This window comes from Rothia sp. QJM3NY_36 (assembly GCF_056173115.1).
Genome location: NZ_CM149658.1, coordinates 446561 through 464108, shown reverse-complemented (window position 1 = coordinate 464108; position 17548 = coordinate 446561). Strand labels below are relative to the sequence as shown.

The 17548-nt window shown below is 72.0% G+C and carries 13 protein-coding genes; 6 read left to right on the top strand and 7 right to left on the bottom strand.

Translation table 11 applies throughout. The features are described 5' to 3' along the window. Positions 1–70: 70 nt before the first annotated feature. Positions 71–3235, bottom strand: a complete 3165-nt coding sequence (locus tag AC0VXQ_RS02010) for a DEAD/DEAH box helicase (RefSeq protein WP_475528923.1) — start codon at positions 3233–3235, stop codon at positions 71–73. A 251-nt stretch (positions 3236–3486) separates the two neighbouring features. Between AC0VXQ_RS02010 and AC0VXQ_RS02005 the strand changes: the two genes are divergently transcribed. The 4 genes from AC0VXQ_RS02005 (at position 3487) to AC0VXQ_RS01990 (ending at position 7503) form a co-directional block, all read left to right on the top strand. Then, positions 3487–4527: a hypothetical protein gene (locus AC0VXQ_RS02005; protein WP_061225413.1), complete on the top strand. Its 1041-nt coding sequence runs from the start codon at positions 3487–3489 to the stop codon at positions 4525–4527. Continuing rightward, entirely contained in the window at positions 4527–5513 is a 987-nt protein-coding gene (locus tag AC0VXQ_RS02000) for a pseudouridine synthase (RefSeq protein ID WP_061225412.1), read from the top strand. Before AC0VXQ_RS02005 ends, AC0VXQ_RS02000 begins: the two co-directional genes overlap by 1 nt. 11 nt (positions 5514–5524) lie before the next feature. Continuing rightward, positions 5525–6871: a glycoside hydrolase family 76 protein gene (locus tag AC0VXQ_RS01995; RefSeq protein ID WP_244884107.1), complete on the top strand. Its 1347-nt coding sequence runs from the start codon at positions 5525–5527 to the stop codon at positions 6869–6871. Positions 6872–6957: 86 nt separating this feature from the next. Continuing rightward, the gene (locus AC0VXQ_RS01990; protein WP_058731748.1) at positions 6958–7503 is read left to right on the top strand and encodes an NUDIX hydrolase family protein; all 546 of its coding nucleotides are present in this window, start codon (positions 6958–6960) and stop codon (positions 7501–7503) included. Between the two features lie 8 nt (positions 7504–7511). Here the strand turns inward: AC0VXQ_RS01990 and AC0VXQ_RS01985 are convergent, their stop codons facing one another. Then, the gene (locus AC0VXQ_RS01985) at positions 7512–8246 is read right to left on the bottom strand and encodes a hypothetical protein (RefSeq protein ID WP_061225411.1); all 735 of its coding nucleotides are present in this window, start codon (positions 8244–8246) and stop codon (positions 7512–7514) included. After that, entirely contained in the window at positions 8243–8959 is a 717-nt protein-coding gene (locus AC0VXQ_RS01980) for a helix-turn-helix domain-containing protein (protein WP_061225410.1), read from the bottom strand. Before AC0VXQ_RS01980 ends, AC0VXQ_RS01985 begins: the two co-directional genes overlap by 4 nt. A 301-nt stretch (positions 8960–9260) precedes the next feature. On the opposite strand from AC0VXQ_RS01980, the gene tgt reads away from it, so the two are divergent. Together tgt and AC0VXQ_RS01970 are read left to right on the top strand one after the other, a co-directional pair. After that, positions 9261–10583: a tRNA guanosine(34) transglycosylase Tgt gene (gene tgt, locus AC0VXQ_RS01975; protein ID WP_404435016.1), complete on the top strand. Its 1323-nt coding sequence runs from the start codon at positions 9261–9263 to the stop codon at positions 10581–10583. Next, the gene (locus AC0VXQ_RS01970; protein ID WP_058731805.1) at positions 10580–11083 is read left to right on the top strand and encodes an SRPBCC family protein; all 504 of its coding nucleotides are present in this window, start codon (positions 10580–10582) and stop codon (positions 11081–11083) included. The genes tgt and AC0VXQ_RS01970 overlap by 4 nt, the downstream gene beginning before the upstream one ends. Positions 11084–11102: 19 nt before the next feature. Here the strand turns inward: AC0VXQ_RS01970 and AC0VXQ_RS01965 are convergent, their stop codons facing one another. The 4 genes from AC0VXQ_RS01965 to AC0VXQ_RS01950 form a co-directional block, all read right to left on the bottom strand. After that, positions 11103–13328 (bottom strand): MMPL family transporter, encoded by a 2226-nt coding sequence (locus AC0VXQ_RS01965; RefSeq protein WP_475528917.1) that lies wholly within the window; start codon positions 13326–13328, stop codon positions 11103–11105. Continuing rightward, positions 13325–13864 (bottom strand): MarR family winged helix-turn-helix transcriptional regulator, encoded by a 540-nt coding sequence (locus AC0VXQ_RS01960; protein ID WP_232238413.1) that lies wholly within the window; start codon positions 13862–13864, stop codon positions 13325–13327. Before AC0VXQ_RS01960 ends, AC0VXQ_RS01965 begins: the two co-directional genes overlap by 4 nt. An 85-nt stretch (positions 13865–13949) precedes the next feature. Continuing rightward, positions 13950–16265 carry a hypothetical protein gene (locus AC0VXQ_RS01955; protein WP_475528915.1) on the bottom strand — a complete coding sequence of 772 codons (2316 nt, stop codon included), beginning with the start codon at positions 16263–16265 and terminating at the stop codon, positions 13950–13952. Then, entirely contained in the window at positions 16250–17395 is a 1146-nt protein-coding gene (locus tag AC0VXQ_RS01950) for an FUSC family protein (protein ID WP_058730541.1), read from the bottom strand. Before AC0VXQ_RS01950 ends, AC0VXQ_RS01955 begins: the two co-directional genes overlap by 16 nt. Positions 17396–17548: the final 153 nt, after the last annotated feature.

Genomic DNA, 17548 nt, shown 5'->3' with positions numbered 1-17548 from the left:
CGCGGACCGGATCGTGCTCCCCGGACCGGATGATCCGGCCCCCGATGCACGATCCGGTCCACGTCCCATCTCAGGCGACGGCCCGGGCGTGGGCCAAGAGCTCCGGGGGCATCGGACGGTCCAGCTCCCACAGAATCCGCATGGGCTTCTCCCCCTGATGCTCCCGATACCGCACCGTCCCCAGGCAGGTGAACGGCTCCGTGCCGATATCCCCGGCGGTGGCCTCCCGCACGCACAGCAGCACCTGGGACCCTCTCTGCTCATGCGTCCGATACCTGAGTCCGGTGGGACTGCCCGCGGCGGTGGAGCTCTGGGACTCCCAGTGGAACAGCGACTCATCCACCGCATAGTCCCTATAGAGGGTGCTCGGGGAGAACTGCGCCTCCGATTTGCGCAGGGTCACCAGCAGCAGGTCCACCCGCGCCTCGGGAAACCATCGGACTCCGGAGACCAGTGACCCCGGGGTCCCCTTCGTCCGCGTGCCCAATCCCAGCGCGGCGGCGAGCTCATCCCTCGAATATCGGGCATGGCTGCGCAGCGGACTGCTCTCCAGCGGCCCGTTGAGCCTCTCCGGCAGCGCGCGCGTCTCGGTCTCGCACACGTCCAGCAGCTGGAGCAGCTCACGCCTCACGTGGACGGATCTCGCCAGCCGCTGCAGCGCCTCAGTCATGCCCTCCGGGGCGCCCTGAGGCCAGAAGGAGAAGTACAGCATCGGCGCGAAGGGATCCTCCGCCCGCACCCGGGGATCCAGAGCGGGGTCCAGCAGGCGTCTGTAGGCGCGGATCCGCTCCGGGTCATCCACATGCGTCAGCCCCCGGATCCTCCGGAGCAGATCGTATTCTGCGGACAGCGGTGGGAGAGCGTCATCCGGCCGAGCCCACACCTCCAGCGCAGACCAGCAGGCGGGTCGCTGCTCCCCGCGCATGCTGCGGCTGGAAGCGCCGTAGATATCGGCCAGCGTCCGTCCCGATCCCTCCAGATAGGCCCGCAGGGAGCTCTCCGCACCGGTCTGATCGGTGTGCTGGCGGATATCGGCGACGAGCTCGCGGGTGCTCAGGGACAGCTGCGACCTGACGTTGGCCAGGACCTCCTGCTGCGCCACCCGATCCAGGATGATCTGGCTGCCGGACGGCAGGAACGGGAAGCCCTGCTCGATGCCTGCCACGAGGCGGCTGCGGGACAGCCCGGTCAGCGCCCGCAGCTTCAGGTCGAAGCGGAACTGCGCCGATTGATGGCCCACGAAATCCAGCACCGTGAGCACCGACTTGCCCGGCGCCCGACGCAGCCCCCGCCCGAGCTGCTGCAGGAAGATCGTCGCGGACTGGGTGGGGCGAAGCATCAGCACCGTGTCGATCTCCGGGATGTCCAGCCCCTCGTTGAACAGATCCACCGCGAAGATGCAGGTGATCTCCCCGGCGCGCAGAGCCGCCAACCCGTCGTCGCGCTCGGAGGTGGAAGAGGTCCCGGACAGCGCCACAGCCGGCAGACCGGCCCGGCGGAAGCACTGGGCCATGAAGCGGGCGTGCTCCACCGACACGCAGAAACCCAGCGCACGCATCCTGCGCGGATCCGTCACCTGGTCCCGGACCGCGTTGATGACCTTCCGGGCGCGAGCATCATGGTGATCCAGCACCGAAGCCAGCTGTCGGGTCTCATACTCGCCGCGCCGGAAGGAGAGACGGGACAGGTCCACGTCATCCCAGATCCCGAAGTAGTGGAAGGGGACCAGAAGGTCCCGCTCCAGCGCATCCCACAGCCGCATCTGGCTGGCGATGCGCCCGCCGAAGTGCTCCTGCGCGACGTTCACCCCATCGGTGCGCTCCGGCGTCGCGGTGAGCCCCAGCAGCTCTCGGGGCGTCAGATGATCGAGGATCCTCCGATAGGTGGCGGCCTCCGCATGGTGGAACTCGTCCACCACGACGATGTCGAAGTGGTCCGGGTTCCACCGCCGCAGCTGCTCCGGACGGCCCATCGACTGCACCGAGGCGAAGACGTGCTCCCCGAAGACCGGTTGGTGGCCATCCACCATCAACTCACCGAAGGCGCCTTCGCCGAGAACATCCCGGTACGTGCTCAGCGCCTGCTCCAGGATCTCGCGCCGGTGAGCGAGGAACAGCAGCGTGGGCCGAGGCCGGGCCTCACCCGACAGCTCCCGGTAATCCAGTGCGGCCATGACGGTCTTGCCCGTCCCCGTGGCAGCGACCAGCAGATTGCGGTGCCGGCCGTGGACCGTCCTCTCGCTGCGCAGCTCCTCCAACATGGTCCGCTGGAAACCGTACGGTCGGACTTCCAAACCGGACAGTCGCGGGCTCGCACCGTCGGCTCTTCCTCGACCGGAGGCCAGCATCAGCTCCGCGTCCAGGCGGTCGCCGTCCCGGTCCGGGTCATAGTCCTCGAAGGCCGGGTCATTCCAGTAGGTGTCGAATGTGGCCGAGAACTTCTCCATCAGGGCCGGGGTCGCGGTCTGCGAGATGCGGACATTCCACTCCAGTCCGTCCAGCAGGGCATCGCGGCTGAGATTGGAGCTGCCCACGTACCCGGTGTGGAAGCCTGTCCCGCGGTGGAACAGCCATGCCTTCGCGTGCAGCCGGGTGGACCGGGCGTTGTAGCTGATCTTCACCTGCGCCCCGTACTCCCGCACCAGCTCATCCAGGGCCCGTCGATCCGTCGCACCGATGTACGTAGTGGTCAGCACCCGCAGCGGCACCCCGCGCCGTCGCAGGTCCTCAAACCCGTCGCGCAGCAGACGCGTTCCGCTGCGCTTGATGAAGGCGCACAGCAGATCCACCCGTTCGGAGCTCAGCATCTCCGTGCGAAGCTCCGCGTGCAGCGAAGGATCCGCCGGGGCGTTGGTGAGCAGGGCGACGTCGGACAGCGGAGTCGCGGGACGACGCAGCGGCTGCGCATCCTCCTCGAGGACCTGGGTCAGCAGCTGCGCCTCGGGCGGCAGCTGGGCGCCCCCGGTGTCATCGGGAACGACTCGCAGAAGTCGATTGGCGAATTCGCGGCGCTGATCCGCCGGCAGCTGCTGCAGAGCATCGCTGATCTGACGTCCCAGGTGACGAGCCAGGATGTGGGGCAGATCAGCGGGATCGATGCGCTCGCGGACCGGTATCAGGTGGGGCGCGGCCGTGAGAGCGGCGTCGAGATCCCGATCGATCAGCCGTTCGTACAGACCCACGGCCAGTTCCATGCGTCCCAGAGGGCCGGGGGTGGTCGGCGTCGCCTCGGTCATGGTCCTCGCTTTCCTCGGAGGTGGCTCCCGCATCGACGGGCGGCATCTTCCCGCAGCCTATCCGCATGTGTCAGGAAACGAGGGTGCCGTGGCCGGCGGGCGCGGACCGGATCGTGCATCGTGGGCCGGATGATCCGGTGCATCTCGCACGATCCGGTCCGCGAGCCGTGCGCATCCCGCCCGTGAGCCGGGGCCGACGGGGCGGGCTAGGCTGATGCCGACCGGAATCGGCGAGCGCGGAAGGGGCCGACGTGGACCACCAGCTGCGGCGCATCCACCGGGAGACGGCGCGCGTCCTGCGCGAGCGCCTCGCCCCTGCGGTCTCCCGCGTCGTCGGCGCCGCGCTGACCCGGCACATCGACCGACGGCGCCCCACACCGGCCAACGCCGCGCCCGCACCCGGTCCCACGAGCCCCGCCGATCACGCATCCGCGGCCGATCCAACCGGCGCCACCCTGGCCTCCAGCGGGTCAGGCGACCGCCCGTCGGGCAGTCCGGCATCCGGCCCGACGGGCATCGCCACGCCGCAGACCACAGCCGATCCCCGCCGCCCCACCCGCGGCCTTTACCTGCACCACGCCTTCCGGCTGCCGCTGGGCCGCACCCTGCGCTACCACGTGTACGCCCGGGGCATCCGCTGGGATCGGCCGGTCGGCGTCGTCGTCTACCTGGACGGGGACTACTGGGTGCCCGCCCAATCCCGGGTGCATCAGCCCACCGGCGCGACCATGCTGCGCCTGGGGGCCATCACCAACGCCCGCAACCTGGTGCTGATCGCGGTGGACACCCCGGACCGCCGCTACTCCAAGGAGGGCTTCACCTGGTGGGTGCGGGCCCGGGCCAACGGACGGGTGCTGCGGGTCGCCGCGCGCCTGGCCCGACGTCGCCTCCCGGTCGATCCCGCCCGCACCTGGGTCATGGGCTACTCCGGGGGCGCCGAGTTCCTGACCTTCGACCTGCTCGCCCACCGGGCCCCGGCCTGGCTGCGCGGCGGGGCCATCATGGTCGCCGGGGGCGGCACCCGCGCCACCCCGCAGCCTCCGCCCGAGGCCGCCGCCCACCTGCCCCTGCACTGGTGGATCGGGCAGGCCGACGGCTCCCCCGACGGCTCCGGACCGCTGTGGTCCGCGCAGGCCGCAGCCGCCGAGGGGATCCGCGCCTACCGCCGGGCCGGATGGCGTGGGATCGTCCGGCATGAGCTGCCGGAGGTCAAGCACACCGACTATGACCTGCCCGGGATCCTGCGGGCCACCCTGGACGACGCCGGGCTGCGGCCCCGCGGTACCCGGTGATGGCCCGCCGATCCCGTCCCGTCTGCCCGGTTCCACCACGAGCGGGCGTCTCCCCCACCCGCATCCGGCTGCCCAACGATGAGCACCACGACACCGTCGCCGCGTACCTCACGCACCGGTTCCCGCCGCACGACGTCGAGCACACCGCCGCTCTGTTCGCCCGCGGGGCCGTCTTCGGGCCCGACGGCGAGCCCCTGGGCGCCGACGCCTCCTACCGTCCCGGCGGGCACGTGTGGGTCTTCCGTCCGCTACCCTCCGAGCCTCCGGTGCCCACGGATCTGCCGGTGCTCTACGAGGACGAGCACGTGCTGGCGGTGGACAAGCCCCACGGGCTGGCCGTGACCCCACGCGGCGGCTTCGTGCGCCAGACCGTCGTCACCCTGCTGCGGGCCCAAGGGGAACGCGACGGTGACCCCGCGGCCGCGCTGATCTCCCCGGTGCATCGGCTGGATCGGCTCACCGCGGGGGTGCTGCTGCTGGCCAAGACCCGGGAGGCCCGTGGGCCCCTGCAGCGCCAGTTCGAGGCCCGGGAGGCGCAGAAGGTCTACGAGCTGCTGGCTCCGCTCAGGCCCCAGCCGGCGGAGGGCATGTCGGAGGACCCGGTGGCGATGCCGGCTGCCCCCGATCCGCCCCTGCGGGTGCGCTCCCGGCTGGTCAAGCCGGAGGGCTCCCTGCGGGTGCTCAGCATTCCCGGTGCCGCCAACTCCGTGACGGAGGTGCGCCTGCTCGCCGCCCGCGACGGCGACCTCGGGCTCTACGAGGCGCGGCCGCTGACCGGACGCACCCACCAGATCCGGGTGCACCTGGCCGGGCTCGGGCGCCCGATCCTCGGCGACCCCCTCTACGGACCCGCACCGACCGACGTCGCCGGAACCCCGGAGGTCCCGCTGGCACTGCTGGCCCGTCAGCTGCGGGTGCGGCATCCGGTGACCGGCGCGCCCCTGACCCTGCGCTCCCGCCGTAGGCTGGAGGCACCCGACCCGTGAAGGAGGCCGCCGTGGCCGAGAACTCCGACCCCCGCGCGCCGCAGAACCGAAGCGCCGGCGCCCCGCAGGACCGGGCCGCGCGCACTGCGACCGGCAGGGAACCGGCACCCCACAGGGGCCCCGCAGCCGACGGGGAATCAGCGGCGTCGGAGGGCCCGCGCTCGGCCCGGCACCGCGAGCGCTCCGTCGCCTCTGCCCGCGAGGAGGCCTCCCAGCGGGCGGAGCTTGCCGCGCACTCCGTCCTCGAGCTGTTCACCCACCGCCTGCTGGGGGTCCCCGGGACCCTGATCGGCGAGCCCGCAGCGCCCGCGCCGAAGGAGCTGAAGACGAAGGTGCTGGGCTGGAACTACTGGTGGCAGACGCACCTGCTGGACGCGATCGTCGACGCCGGGCTGCGCGCGCACCGCGAGCACCGCTCCGAGCTGGCCCGCGAGTGGCTGCAGCGGGGGCGTCGGCTGCTGCGCGGCATCCGCTGGCACAACGGCGGCACCTACGTGAACTCGTTCTTCGACGACATGGCCTGGCTGACCCTGGCCGTGCGCCGCCTGGATGCGCTGAGCCGGAAGGTCGATGGCGAGGGCAGCGCCCCGGCCCAGGACGCCGCCCGGACGCTGTACCCGCAGCTGCGCCGGGCCATCACGGCCGAGACCGGCGGGGGCGCGTTCTGGTCCAAGAAGCTGGACTTCAAGAACACCCCGGCCACCGCGCCGATCGCCCTGGCCCACGCGGGGCAGGCCCAGACCTCCCAGCGGCTGCTGGACTGGCTGCGCGAGCGGCTGTTCGCCGAGGGCCAGGGCTACTGGGACGGCATCAAGCTGGTGGCGCAGCAGGACGGCACCGTGGAGCACCGGGTGGAGCGCAACCTGTACTCCTACAACCAGGGCACGGTGCTCGGCGCCCTGCTGGAGACCCCGGGGGCGGACCTGGAGCACGCGGAGGAGCTGATCGGTCTGATCGCGGAGAAGATGACCACGAGCCTCGAGGTGGAGGGCACCCCGGTGCGGATCCTCAACACGCGGGGCTCCGGGGATGCGGGGCTGTTCGCGGGGATCCTCGCCCGGTACCTCACCCAGGCGGCCCGGGACACCCGGTTGGCCTCCACCGCGCGGGCCACCGCCCGGGATCTGGTGCTGGCCACCGCGGAGCTGCTGTGGGCCGGGCGCCGGGAGTTCGACCCGGACCTGCCGCTGAACGAGGACGGGGTGGATGTGACCGAGGTGCGGGGCACGCCGGTGGCCGTGTTCTCCCCGGACGCCTCCCGGCCGACGTCGCAGACCCTGCCCGCCGGGGCTCCCGTGCAGCTGTCCTCGCAGGTGCAGGCCTGGACGATCCTGGAGGCCGCCGCCCGGCTGAGCTGAGATCCGGCGTTCAGCGGGTAGCCGAACCTCCCGGTCCGGGCCTGACGGGGGTGGCCCGGGCCCTCCCGGTGCGATAGAACCGAGGCATGAGCACTGTGCGCACCCCGGATCCCGTCCCCGGCTGGCTGACCGAGGAGGAGCTGGCCGCCGCCCGTCGGAAGCTGCCGATGGTCTACGTCCAGGCGATCCCGGTGGTCCTGGACCCGTTGGGCAACGTCGTGGAGGTCGGGCTGCTGCTGCGGCCCAACGAGGACGGGGAGATGGTGCGCTCCTTCGTCTCCGGGCGGGTGCACTACCGGGAGACGATCCGCGCGGCCCTGCTGCGCCACCTGGAGAAGGACCTGGGGCCGCTGGCGATGCCGCAGCTGCCGGCCTCCCTGACCCCGTTCACGGTCGCGGAGTACTTCCCGAGCCCCTCACAGTCCGGGCTGACCGATGAGCGCCAGCACAGCGTGGCCCTGTGCTACGTGATCCCGGTGCAGGGCGACTGCGAGCCCCGTCAGGACGCGCTGCAACTGACCTGGTTCACGCCCGAGGAGGCGATGGACGCGCAGGTGCAGGCCGAGTTCGAGGGCGGCGGCGGAGACCTGGTGCACCGGGCCCTGGCGCACATGGGCTGGGGTCGGTGCTGATCCGGAAGCTAAGGGACGGCGCCTTCTGCGAGGGCGCTGATCCGCCTCACCGCATCCGGGTCGTGCAGTGAGCCCGCCCGAAGCTGGCTCTCCAGGCGATTCTTCGCTCGCAGGAAGTGCTGCCGGTCTCGAGGACGGATCTGCCCGACCTCCACTTCTTTCCGATCCAGCATCTGCGCCAGGAACAGGATGTCGTCCACGTGCCTGTCCCATTCGCTGTCGCTGGTGTTGGACAGAGCCGCGCACTTGGCGACCAGGCTGCTGTACAGCGTAGGGCGCAGCACCATCCCCTCCTCACCGTCCACCATTCTCAAGGTGATCGCTTCGCTCCGGTCGAGGGCCTGCTGGATGCCGTGCCCCTCCAGCAGGCGCCGGCCGAGGACATCGTGCTTGGATCTGCCGGCATTGACGGGGATCAGCAGATCGATCTCCGTATCGTCTCTGCGCCACCGGACCTGCGGCCCGTCCGGGTTGGTGAGCACCGGACGGTACCCTGCGTCCTGCAGAAACCGGCTGGCGGTCACTCCGATCTCCGGGACCTCCCGATAGCCCAGACCGGCATCGATGTCTTCCGTGGTCCGCGCGGGCGCGACACCACGCTCCCAGGCATGCAGCTGGGCCATCTGCCCGCCGATGACGGTCCATCCGGAGGGCATCTCCCGGTACAGGGCGAAGAGCGTGGACCAGCCCCGGCGCTGGCGTTCGACCAGGTACGGCGCGTTCACCACGATGTTCGGGGTCATGATGCCCCGTTCCGCACCACTTCTGCGACCCTCCGGTCCTCACGGACGCCGGGTCGATGCGCCAGATCCACCAGAGCGGTCATCAGGTCAGGAGCAGCGTCCCGGCGATGGATCACCAGCTTCACCGGGGTTTCCGCCATGCGCTCCCTCGACCATTCGGTGGGAATCTTCCGCATCTGCACTTCCAGTTCACCGGGCACGGACATGCGGATACCGGGGTGGCTCACCCCGGTCAACGGGAGCCGGTCCAACAGGTCCGGATCCGGGGCAACCCACCGGATCTCCGGTTTCGGCCACAGGCCGCGGGACCAGGCGCGAAGCAATCGGGCGGGCTCGGCGGCAGATCGCAGCTGCTGCAGCCGACGCTCCACACGAAGCCGTTCGACGGCATCGGCTCGCAGCCGTCCTTCCTGAGCCGTGTCCACCATGCTGCGCAGGCGCTCCAACAGCATGTCGAAGGACCTCGGCGACATCGGCCGCACCGGGAAGGCGCCGTCAGCAACTCGGTTCTGCACCGCACTCCTGCTGATCTCCCACCGCCCGCCGAGCTTCTGCGCGGCCAGCCGGCCTTCGGCGATCAGCGTCCGCGCTCGGCGCTGACTCACGCCCAGGTGCTCGGCGGCCTCCCGCACGCTGAGGGTCTCCCGGTCGACCTCTCCTGCCGGTGCCCCCGCGCCGCGCCGAGGCTGCGCCGTCTGCTCCCGCTGCGCCATCGCGCCCCACCCCCTTCCGGAAGCCCTGTTGGCGGAACCCTTGTGCAATCCTGCGTATCCGGAACCCTAGTGCAATGCGGGGTCGGAGGAAAGACCCCCGGCACCCCGCCCTTGACCCGCGCCCCCCCCCCGGACCCGCGGCGTCGGACACCCCACCCCGTAGGATGGACGGGTGCCGACCGCAGAGAGCCCCCAGCGTCCCACCCCCGGCGTCGCCGCCAGCAACCCCGGCGCCGAACCCGCAGAGAACACCGCCCCGCCGTCCGGAACCGCCGCCTTCGGCTTCGCCGTCGGCGCCCGCCTGGCCGAGACCGACGACGCCCGCGGCACCCGCAGCGCCCGCGAGCGCAACGACGGCGGACGGTTCCTGGGCCGCACCGGGGTGATCACCACCCCGCACGGATCCATCGCGACCCCCGCGTTCATCCCCGTGGGCACCCAGGCCACCGTCAAGGCGGTGCTGCCCGAATCCATGGCCGAGCTGGGGGCGCAGGCGCTGCTGGCCAACGCCTACCATCTGTACCTGCAGCCGGGCCCGGAGGTCCTGGACGCCGCGGGCGGGCTGGGCGCGTTCATGAACTGGCCCGGCCCCACCTTCACCGACTCCGGCGGCTTCCAGGTGATGTCCCTGGGCTCGGGGTTCAAGAAGGTCATCGACATGGGCACCATGACCGGCGCCGTCGGCTCGGATGGGCGCCCGGTGGGCGATGACGACGTCGCGGCGGGCAAGGAGCGCATGGCCTACGTGGACGACGACGGGGTGACCTTCCGCTCGCATCTGAACGGGGACCGGCACCGCTTCACCCCGGAGGTCTCGATGCGGGTGCAGCATCAGCTGGGCGCGGACATCATGTTCGCCTTCGACGAGCTGACCACCCTCTACAACTCCCGGGGGTACCAGGAGCTGGCCCTGGAGCGGACCCGCCTCTGGGCGCTGCGCTGCGTGGCCGAGCACCGCCGACTCACCGAGCAGCGGGCCGGAAAGCCCTACCAGGCGCTGTTCGGGGTGATCCAGGGCGCCCAGTACGAGGACCTGCGCCGGAAGGCCTGCCGGGACCTGGGCGCGATGGGCTTCGACGGCTTCGGGCTGGGCGGGGCCCTGGAGAAGGAGAACCTCGGCACGATCGTGCGGTGGTGCTCGGAGGAGCTGCCGGAGGCCAAGCCGCGCCACCTTCTGGGCATCTCCGAGCCGGATGACATCTTCGTGGCCATCGAGAACGGGGCGGACACCTTCGACTGCGTCTCCCCCACCCGGGTGGCCCGCACCTCCGCGGTCTACTCCCCGGACGGGCGCTTCAACGTCAGCAACGCCCGGTTCAAGACGGACTTCTCCCCCATCGTGGACGGCTGCGACTGCTACACCTGCACCCACTACACCCGCGCGTACCTGCACCACCTGTTCAAGGCGAAGGAGCGCCTGGCCGCGACCCTGGCCTCGATCCACAACGAGCGGTTCATCGTGCGGATGGTGGACACCGCCCGGGAGACCATCGCCTCCGGAGACTACTTCGCCTACCGGGACGAGTTCCTGGGCCGGTACTACGCCGCGCGCACGACGCCGGGTGCGGCGCCGAGCGCGGCGGCATCCGGTGACGCGGCGTCGGCCGGGAAGGGGCGGGCATGAGCATCCTCGCCACGGTCCCGGCCCGCCAGATCGTCTCCGTCTCCCAGGATGTGCGGGCCCCGCGCCGGGAGGTCTACGCGGCGTTCCTGGATCCGCTGCGCCTGGCCGCCTGGTACGGCCCCGAGGGCTGGATCGTCCCGGTGCACACCATCTCCCTGGACGCCCGCCCCGGCGGGATCCTGCGGCTGGCGATGGTCCACCACGAGAACCCCGGCCAGGCGGTGCCCCTGTACTCCACGTTCGTCTCGGTGGTCCCGGATCAGCTGCTGGAGCACCGGGAGTCCCTGCCCGGCCCGGACGGGCAGGCCAGCGACGCGCAGGTGCTGCACCGCATCGAGTTCCTGGAGCGGGAGGTCGACGGCGCCCCGGGCACCCGGGTGGTGCTCAGCCAGGGGCCCCTGCCCCCGGAGGTGCACCCCGGGGTTGCCACCGCGTGGCGCTCCTCCCTGCGGCGCCTGGCCCACACGGTGCAGGCCGAGACCGCCCGCCCCCGCGGCTGAGGCCCGCCCTCGCGCCGGGTCAGTCCCGGGAGCGAATCGGCCCGTGGCGCAGCTTCGAGGGCCACCACACGGCGTCGCCGATGTCGTGCACCAGGGCCGGGACCAGCAGGGCCCGCACCAGGGTCGTGTCCAGCAGCACGCCGAAGGCCACCAGGAAGGCCAGCTGCGCCAGGAACATCAGCGGGATCACGGCCAGCGCCGCGAAGGTCGCCGCCAGCACGACGCCGGCCGCGGTGATCACCCCGCCGGTCAGGCGCAGCCCCCGCAGCACCCCCTCGCGGGTGCCCGCGCTCAGGGACTCCTCCCGCACCCGGGTCATCAGGAAGATGTTGTAGTCGATGCCCAGGGCCACGAGGAACACGAAGGCGTACAGCGGCACCGTGGGGTCGGCGTTCGAGAAGCCCAGCAGGTGGTGGAACACCAGGGCGCCCACCCCCAGGGCCGCGAGGTAGCTGACCACGGTAGTGGCCACCAGCAGCAGCGGGGCGAGGATCGAGCGCAGCAGGAGCATGAGGATCACGGTGATCACCGCGAGGATGATCGGGATGATCAGCGCCCGGTCCGCGCTGGCCGCCTCTAGGGTGTCCAGGTCCTGGGCGGTGGTCCCGCCCACCAGGGCGTGCGCATCCGCGGCGGTGATCCGGTCCCGCATCCGCTGCACCGTGTCCTCCGCGGCCGCCGAATCCGGGGCGTCGGCCAGGGTCACCTCCAGCATCACGTCCCCCTCGGCCACGGTGGGCTGCGCCCCGTCGTAGGGCGGGGCGGAGCGCTGCTGCTGATCCAGCGGCACCGTGCCGGTGGGGGAATCCGCGGCGACCACGCTGACCGAATCCACGCCGTCGGTCTCCCGCAGGATCTGCCCGGCCTGCTGCTCGGCGTCGGCCGCGACGACCACCTGCGCCGGGGTCCCGGAGCCGCCGGGGAAGTGCTCCGCCTGGACCTGCTGGCCGTCCCGGGCGTCGGAGTGGCCGAGGATCAGCTCCGACTGCGGGACCCCGGAGGCCCGGAACTGCAGGGCGAAGGCCGCCATGATCACGAGGGCTGCGGCGCTGACCAGCCAGATCGGGCGGGCTCGGCGCCCCACCCGCCGCGCGATGCCGCCCCACAGCCGGGCCGGGGGCGTGAAGTCCTCGCCTCGGAAGCGCGGACGGGCGGGCCAGAAGGCCACACGGCCGAAGATCAGCAGCAGCGCCGGCAGGAGGGTCAGGGCCGCGAGCATCGCGAAGACGATGCCGGTGGCGGCCACCGGGCCGAGGGCGGCGTTGGTCTTCAGGGAGGAGAACATCAGGCACAGCAGCCCGGCGATGACGGTGCCGCCGGAGGCGGCCACCGGCTCGATGGTGCCCCGCCAGGCCGTGCGCATCGCCGCGGGCACCGTGCGGTGGGTCTGCAGGGCTTCGCGGTAGCGGGCCACGAACAGCAGGGAGTAGTCCGTGGCCGCGCCGATGACGAGGATGAACAGGATGCCCTGGATCTGCCCGTTGATGCTCAGCCACGCGGCGTCGGCCAGGTGCCAGATCACCAGGATGGAGGCGGACAGGGCGGCCAGGGAGGTCAGCAGCACCAGGATCGGCAGCAGGGGCGAGCGGTAGACCGCCAGCAGGATCACGAACACCACGACCAGGGCCACCGCCAGCAGGATGCCGTCGATCCCGGAGAAGGCCTCGGCCAGATCCGCGGTGAACCCGGCCGGGCCCGTGACCCACCCGCGCAGGCCCTCGGGGGCCTCGTTCAGCCGCTCCCGCAGGGCGGTCACGGCGTCGTCGGGCTGCGCCCCGGAATCCAGGGGCAGCACGATCTGCAGGGCCTTGCCGTCCTCGGAGGGGATCGCCGGGGAGGCCGCCCCGTCCAGGGGCACCTCGCGGCCCGGGTCCTTCGCCAGCTGCTGGGCCCAGGCGGTGTCCTGCTCGGTGATCCCGTCCGGGTTCTCCAGCACGACGATCGCCGGGATCGCGTCGGATTCCTTGAAGTCGGCCAGGCGCTGGGCCACCTCGGTGGACTGGGCGCTGGCGGGCAGCCGGTCCGTGGCCGATTCCGAGGTCACCTCGGAGATCTTCCCGAAGTAGGGCCCGCCGATGCCGGTTACCGCCAGCCAGGCGAGGATCAGCAGGGCCGGCAGCAGGATGCGCAGCCAGCGTCGGCCCGGGCGGGCCTGCGGATCCAGGTGCTGGGGATGGTGCCGGTCGCGGTCGCTGTGGGGCTCGACGTGGTGGTCGGCGCGTGGGGTGCTGTGCTGGGCGTTCACGGGGTCTCCTCGGGGTCGGTGCGGGGGTGCTCGGCGTCGTCGGCGGCACCCGGGGGCTGGCCGGGGCGGGCGGGAGGCTCCGCCGCCTCCGGGCCGCCCAGGGCGGTGTTCAGCCCGGTCAGGAAGGCGTCGATGGTGCCCAGCTGGGTGTGGTCGAAGCGCTCGGCGACGGTGCGCATCGCGGCCAGGTGCCCGGAGAAGTGCGCGAAGAACTCCCGCCGGGCGTGCTCGGTGAGCACCAGCACGCGGGAGCGTCGATCCCGCGGGTGCGGCTCCCGGCGCAGGTGCCCGGCCGCGACGAGCCGGTCGATCAGGGCGGTGGCGGAGGCCGTGGTGATCTCCAGGTGCGCGGCGACCTCCTTGGGGGTCGTCAGTCGGCCGCGCTGGTCCCGCACGATGAGAAGGCGCAGGGTCGCCAGGTCGGTGGCGTTGAGTCCCATGCCGTCCTTGAGCTCGGCGTGGGCGTGGTCCAGGGTCTGGCCCAGCACCTGCAGCTGCTGCAGGACCCGCAGGACGGCGCCGTCGGGCTGTCTCACCACCATCACCCCTCGAAAATCTAACTAGATTATCTAGCAGTCTAGGGGGTGGCTCCGGTCTCCGCCACCGCGGATCCGGCCAGACTCAGGACCGGGAGCGGGCGGCCTCCTTGGCCGCGGCGCGCACCACCTGCAGCTGCCGGGTCTGCGGCCCCGGGGACCCGGAGAGCACCGCACCCTCGAACTCCCCGGCCTCGGCGTCGTCGAACTGGTGGGCCTCCCGGGCCGCGGCGGCCTCATCCCGACGCCGCAGCCGGCGCACGTGCAGGCACCCCCACAGGTAGACCAGCAGGGCCGCGGCCAGCCAGATCAGCTCCGTGAGCACCGCCGAACCCACGGGCGCCTCCGGCAGGTACACCCGGGAGCGGATGGCCCCGAGAGCCACGGCTGAGGGCACCAGGTGGTGCAGGATCTGGTACCGATCCGGGGCCATGTCCAGCGGCAGCAGCAGACCCGAGGCCGGCACCCCGCACATGATGAACACGCCGATCAGCCAGATCATCACGTCGTTGCGGATCAGCAGCGCCCCGCCGACGGCGAAGATCTGAATGCTCACGGACATCAGGAACAGGATCGGCCACACCGTCCAGTCCACGTCCGCGGGCAGGAAGCGCACCACGTGCACGGAGATCAGGTACTGCAGGCCCGTGTTCGCCGCGGCCACCCCCAGCACCCACGCCAGTCGGCGGTACCAGCTCCATCCCCGTCCCACCAGGCCGATCATCATGCCGGCGATGTTGGACCCGACGATCCCGCCCAGACCCAGGTACATCATCGACATCCCGAAGCGGTCGTTGGCGTGGGTCGGGGCCAGATCCACGGTCTGCGGGGAGACCTCCCCGGACACGGCCGCGAACACCGTGGTCACCGCCGACTCCGCCTGGATCCCCGTCCCCGAGGCCACCAGCACCACCGGGCCCTTTCCGGCCTCGGCCCCCGGCACCTCCGCGGCATCGGCAGCGGGCACGAAGGCCCCGCGGGCCCGCCCGTGCAGCATGTCCTGCCGGGCCTGCTCGGCGGAATCCACCCGGTGCACCTCGTAGGCGGGCAGCTGCTCGAGGGTCTTCGCGATGCTGGTGCCCTGAGCGCCGTCGGCCACCACATCCAGGACCATCCCGTTGGGTGCGGGGTGGTGGACCAGCCCCAGATACATCAGCGGCATCGCGATCGCGAAGAACATCGGCAGGCGGATCGCGGCGTGCAGACCCCGCCGATTCTGCATCTGCTCGTCCGAGACCACCCGGCGGCTGCCGAAGAATCCGCGGAAGCCGCGGGTGGAGGCCACGGCCGCGCGCAGCTGCTCCCTGGCCCGTCCCTCGGCGCGGGTGCCCGGAGTGTCTGCGACCGCTTCCTGCTCGTCCTTCTCCGCCGGCACGGCGTCGGCATCCGTGGGACGGGGACGGCGCAGGAAGGAGGCCCCGAGCAGCGCCAGGGCCAGGAAGAACCACAGCAGCAGGGTGATCACGTTGCCGGCCAGGGAGGCCGTGGGGAAGTACAGCAGCTTGCGCAGGGCATCCAGCAGCGCCGGGGTCGGCAGCCACGGGTGCAGAGCGGCGACCACCGGCGGGACCAGCTCCGTGGCCATGCCCGCCCCGGAGGAGGGCACCCCCAGCAGCACCAGCAGGAAGATCGTGGGCAGGGCCATGTACAGCCCGATCACCCGCATGCCGCCGGTGTGGAACAGCATCACGATGAAGGAGGCGAAGGCCATCAGCAGGAAGATCGGCAGGGCATGCACCTGGAATGCCGCGTAGACGCTGTACCCCACGAAGGTCGCCAGCGTCGCGTAGGCCAGCGCCAGCACGGCCATGATCGAGATCGCCACCCGTGCGGAGAGCTGCGCCAGGTTGGAGCGCAGACCCGTGGCGGTCATGAACCCGGCCATCATCACCGGCAGCCCCATGAACAGCAGGGACAGCCCCAGCCCGTCGCCGCCCGGCGGGGGCACGAGGTCCTGCACGGTGGGCGCCGGCGCCTGCTCCGCGGATTCCGCCTTCCCCAGCTCCACCAGGACCTTCGGGGCGATCTTCGCGATGTAGGACTCGGCGAACTGCGTCGCGGAGGTGGAGCCCATGCTCGCGACGTACTCCGTGTTGGTCTGCGGGTCCCAGGCGGCCCGGACCTGCAGGGCCTCGATCTGGCGCTTGGCCTCCTCGGCGGAGTCCACCGCGGAGACGTCGTAGGAGTCCCCGGCCGCGGCGTCCAACCGGTCCACCAGGTGCTCGGCGCTCGCGTCCTGGGCGACGACGGCGACCTTCAGATGGTGCGGGGTCGGGGTGTGCATGCTGAACCCGTAGATCAGCGGGAACATCACCGTCATGAACAGCGGCAGGACGATGGAGAACTTCAGGATCCTCCCGGCTTGGCGCTTGAGAGTTCCGGTGCTCAGTCGCGCGGCCATCGGGGCTCCTCCGGGGTTCGGGTCGGGACGCCGGGCGCGGCATCGGGGGCGGTCTCGGGGCGATGGGCCCCGCCGCGGCTCCGCTCCGCCCCCGCTGGGGTCCTCGTGTGGGCACCCGCGCGGCGCTCCTCGCGGGTGCGGGTCAGCAGCACCAGCGCGATGGCCACGGCCCCGCCGATCGCGGTCTCCGCCAGGCGCGCGGTGAGCACCGTGCCCACCGAGGAAGGGTGCCCGAGCTGCAGCATGAGCAGGGCCAGCGGCGTGATGAACAGGGTCGCGAAGGCGTAGTTGCGCAGCACGTACGTCTCGGTGAGGAACTGGAAGATGATGACCCACACGACCAGGTGCCAGGGCTGGGGGTGCTGGGAGAGCACGAAGGCGGTGATCAGCACTCCGCCGAGGGTCCCGATGACGCGCTGCACGCCCCGGTGCAGCCGGGCCCGGGAGTTGGGCCCGGCGATGGCCGCGGCCGCGGCGACCATCGCCCAGTAGGAGTGGGACAGCCCCGAGGCCTGCCCCAGCAGCCCGGCGATGAGCGGAGCGAGGAAGAACATCAGGCCGTAGCGCACGGCGCGGCGCCGGTCCATCCCGTGCGGGCCCGGCGGCGGGGCCACGTGGCCGCGTCGCCCCTCCCCCAGCAGGGCGCCGGCCAGACCCGCGAGCACGGACCACGCGGCCGTCGCCGCGGCGGTGCCCAGGCCCTGCGACCAGGAGGCGGGGTGCGGGATGGAGCCGATGGCTCCGGCGGCGAAGATCAGGAAGGTCGAGCCGGCCGGGCGCAGACGCAGCACGGCGGTGAGCACGGCCCCGCCGCCGGCGACCAGCCCGCACACCGCGACCACCAGCCAGGGGTCCGCGTGCGCCCGGGACAGCCCCAGCCCCAGCGCGATGCACACCAGCAGCATCAGCGCCGCCTGGCACTGGTGGCGCAGGCGCAGCCGCGGGGCCTCCTGGCGCCCGTAGATCGCGGTGAAGGCCCCGAAGGCCGCGTAGATGCTCAGGTCCAGCCGCCCCAGGGCGAGCAGCAGCAGCTGCGGCAGACCCACGGTCAGCGCGATGCGCACGGCGGGAACGTGGTCCTGCGTGGGCGGGGCGAAGCGGACGAGCTGATGCAGGGGACCGGTGGGCACGGGCGGCGGGAGCTCCTGGGTGAGGCGCGGCGGCGGAGACCCTCCCATCCTAGGGCCCGACGCCGTTGTGCACCGGCCGCGCACCCGGCGCACCCGCGACGCGGCCCGGTCACCCGGCCCGGGGCGCCCAGGTGAGCCTTGTAGGTTGGGATC

Coding starts and splice junctions, on each gene's coding strand:
- AC0VXQ_RS01990 (WP_058731748.1), top strand. CDS start 6,958: ATGAGCACTGTGCGCACCCCGGATCCCGTCCCCGGCTGGCTGACCGAG.
- AC0VXQ_RS01955 (WP_475528915.1), bottom strand. CDS start 16,265: ATGGCCGCGCGACTGAGCACCGGAACTCTCAAGCGCCAAGCCGGGAGG.
- AC0VXQ_RS01985 (WP_061225411.1), bottom strand. CDS start 8,246: ATGACCCCGAACATCGTGGTGAACGCGCCGTACCTGGTCGAACGCCAG.
- AC0VXQ_RS01980 (WP_061225410.1), bottom strand. CDS start 8,959: ATGGCGCAGCGGGAGCAGACGGCGCAGCCTCGGCGCGGCGCGGGGGCA.
- AC0VXQ_RS01970 (WP_058731805.1), top strand. CDS start 10,580: ATGAGCATCCTCGCCACGGTCCCGGCCCGCCAGATCGTCTCCGTCTCC.
- AC0VXQ_RS02000 (WP_061225412.1), top strand. CDS start 4,527: ATGGCCCGCCGATCCCGTCCCGTCTGCCCGGTTCCACCACGAGCGGGC.
- AC0VXQ_RS02010 (WP_475528923.1), bottom strand. CDS start 3,235: ATGACCGAGGCGACGCCGACCACCCCCGGCCCTCTGGGACGCATGGAA.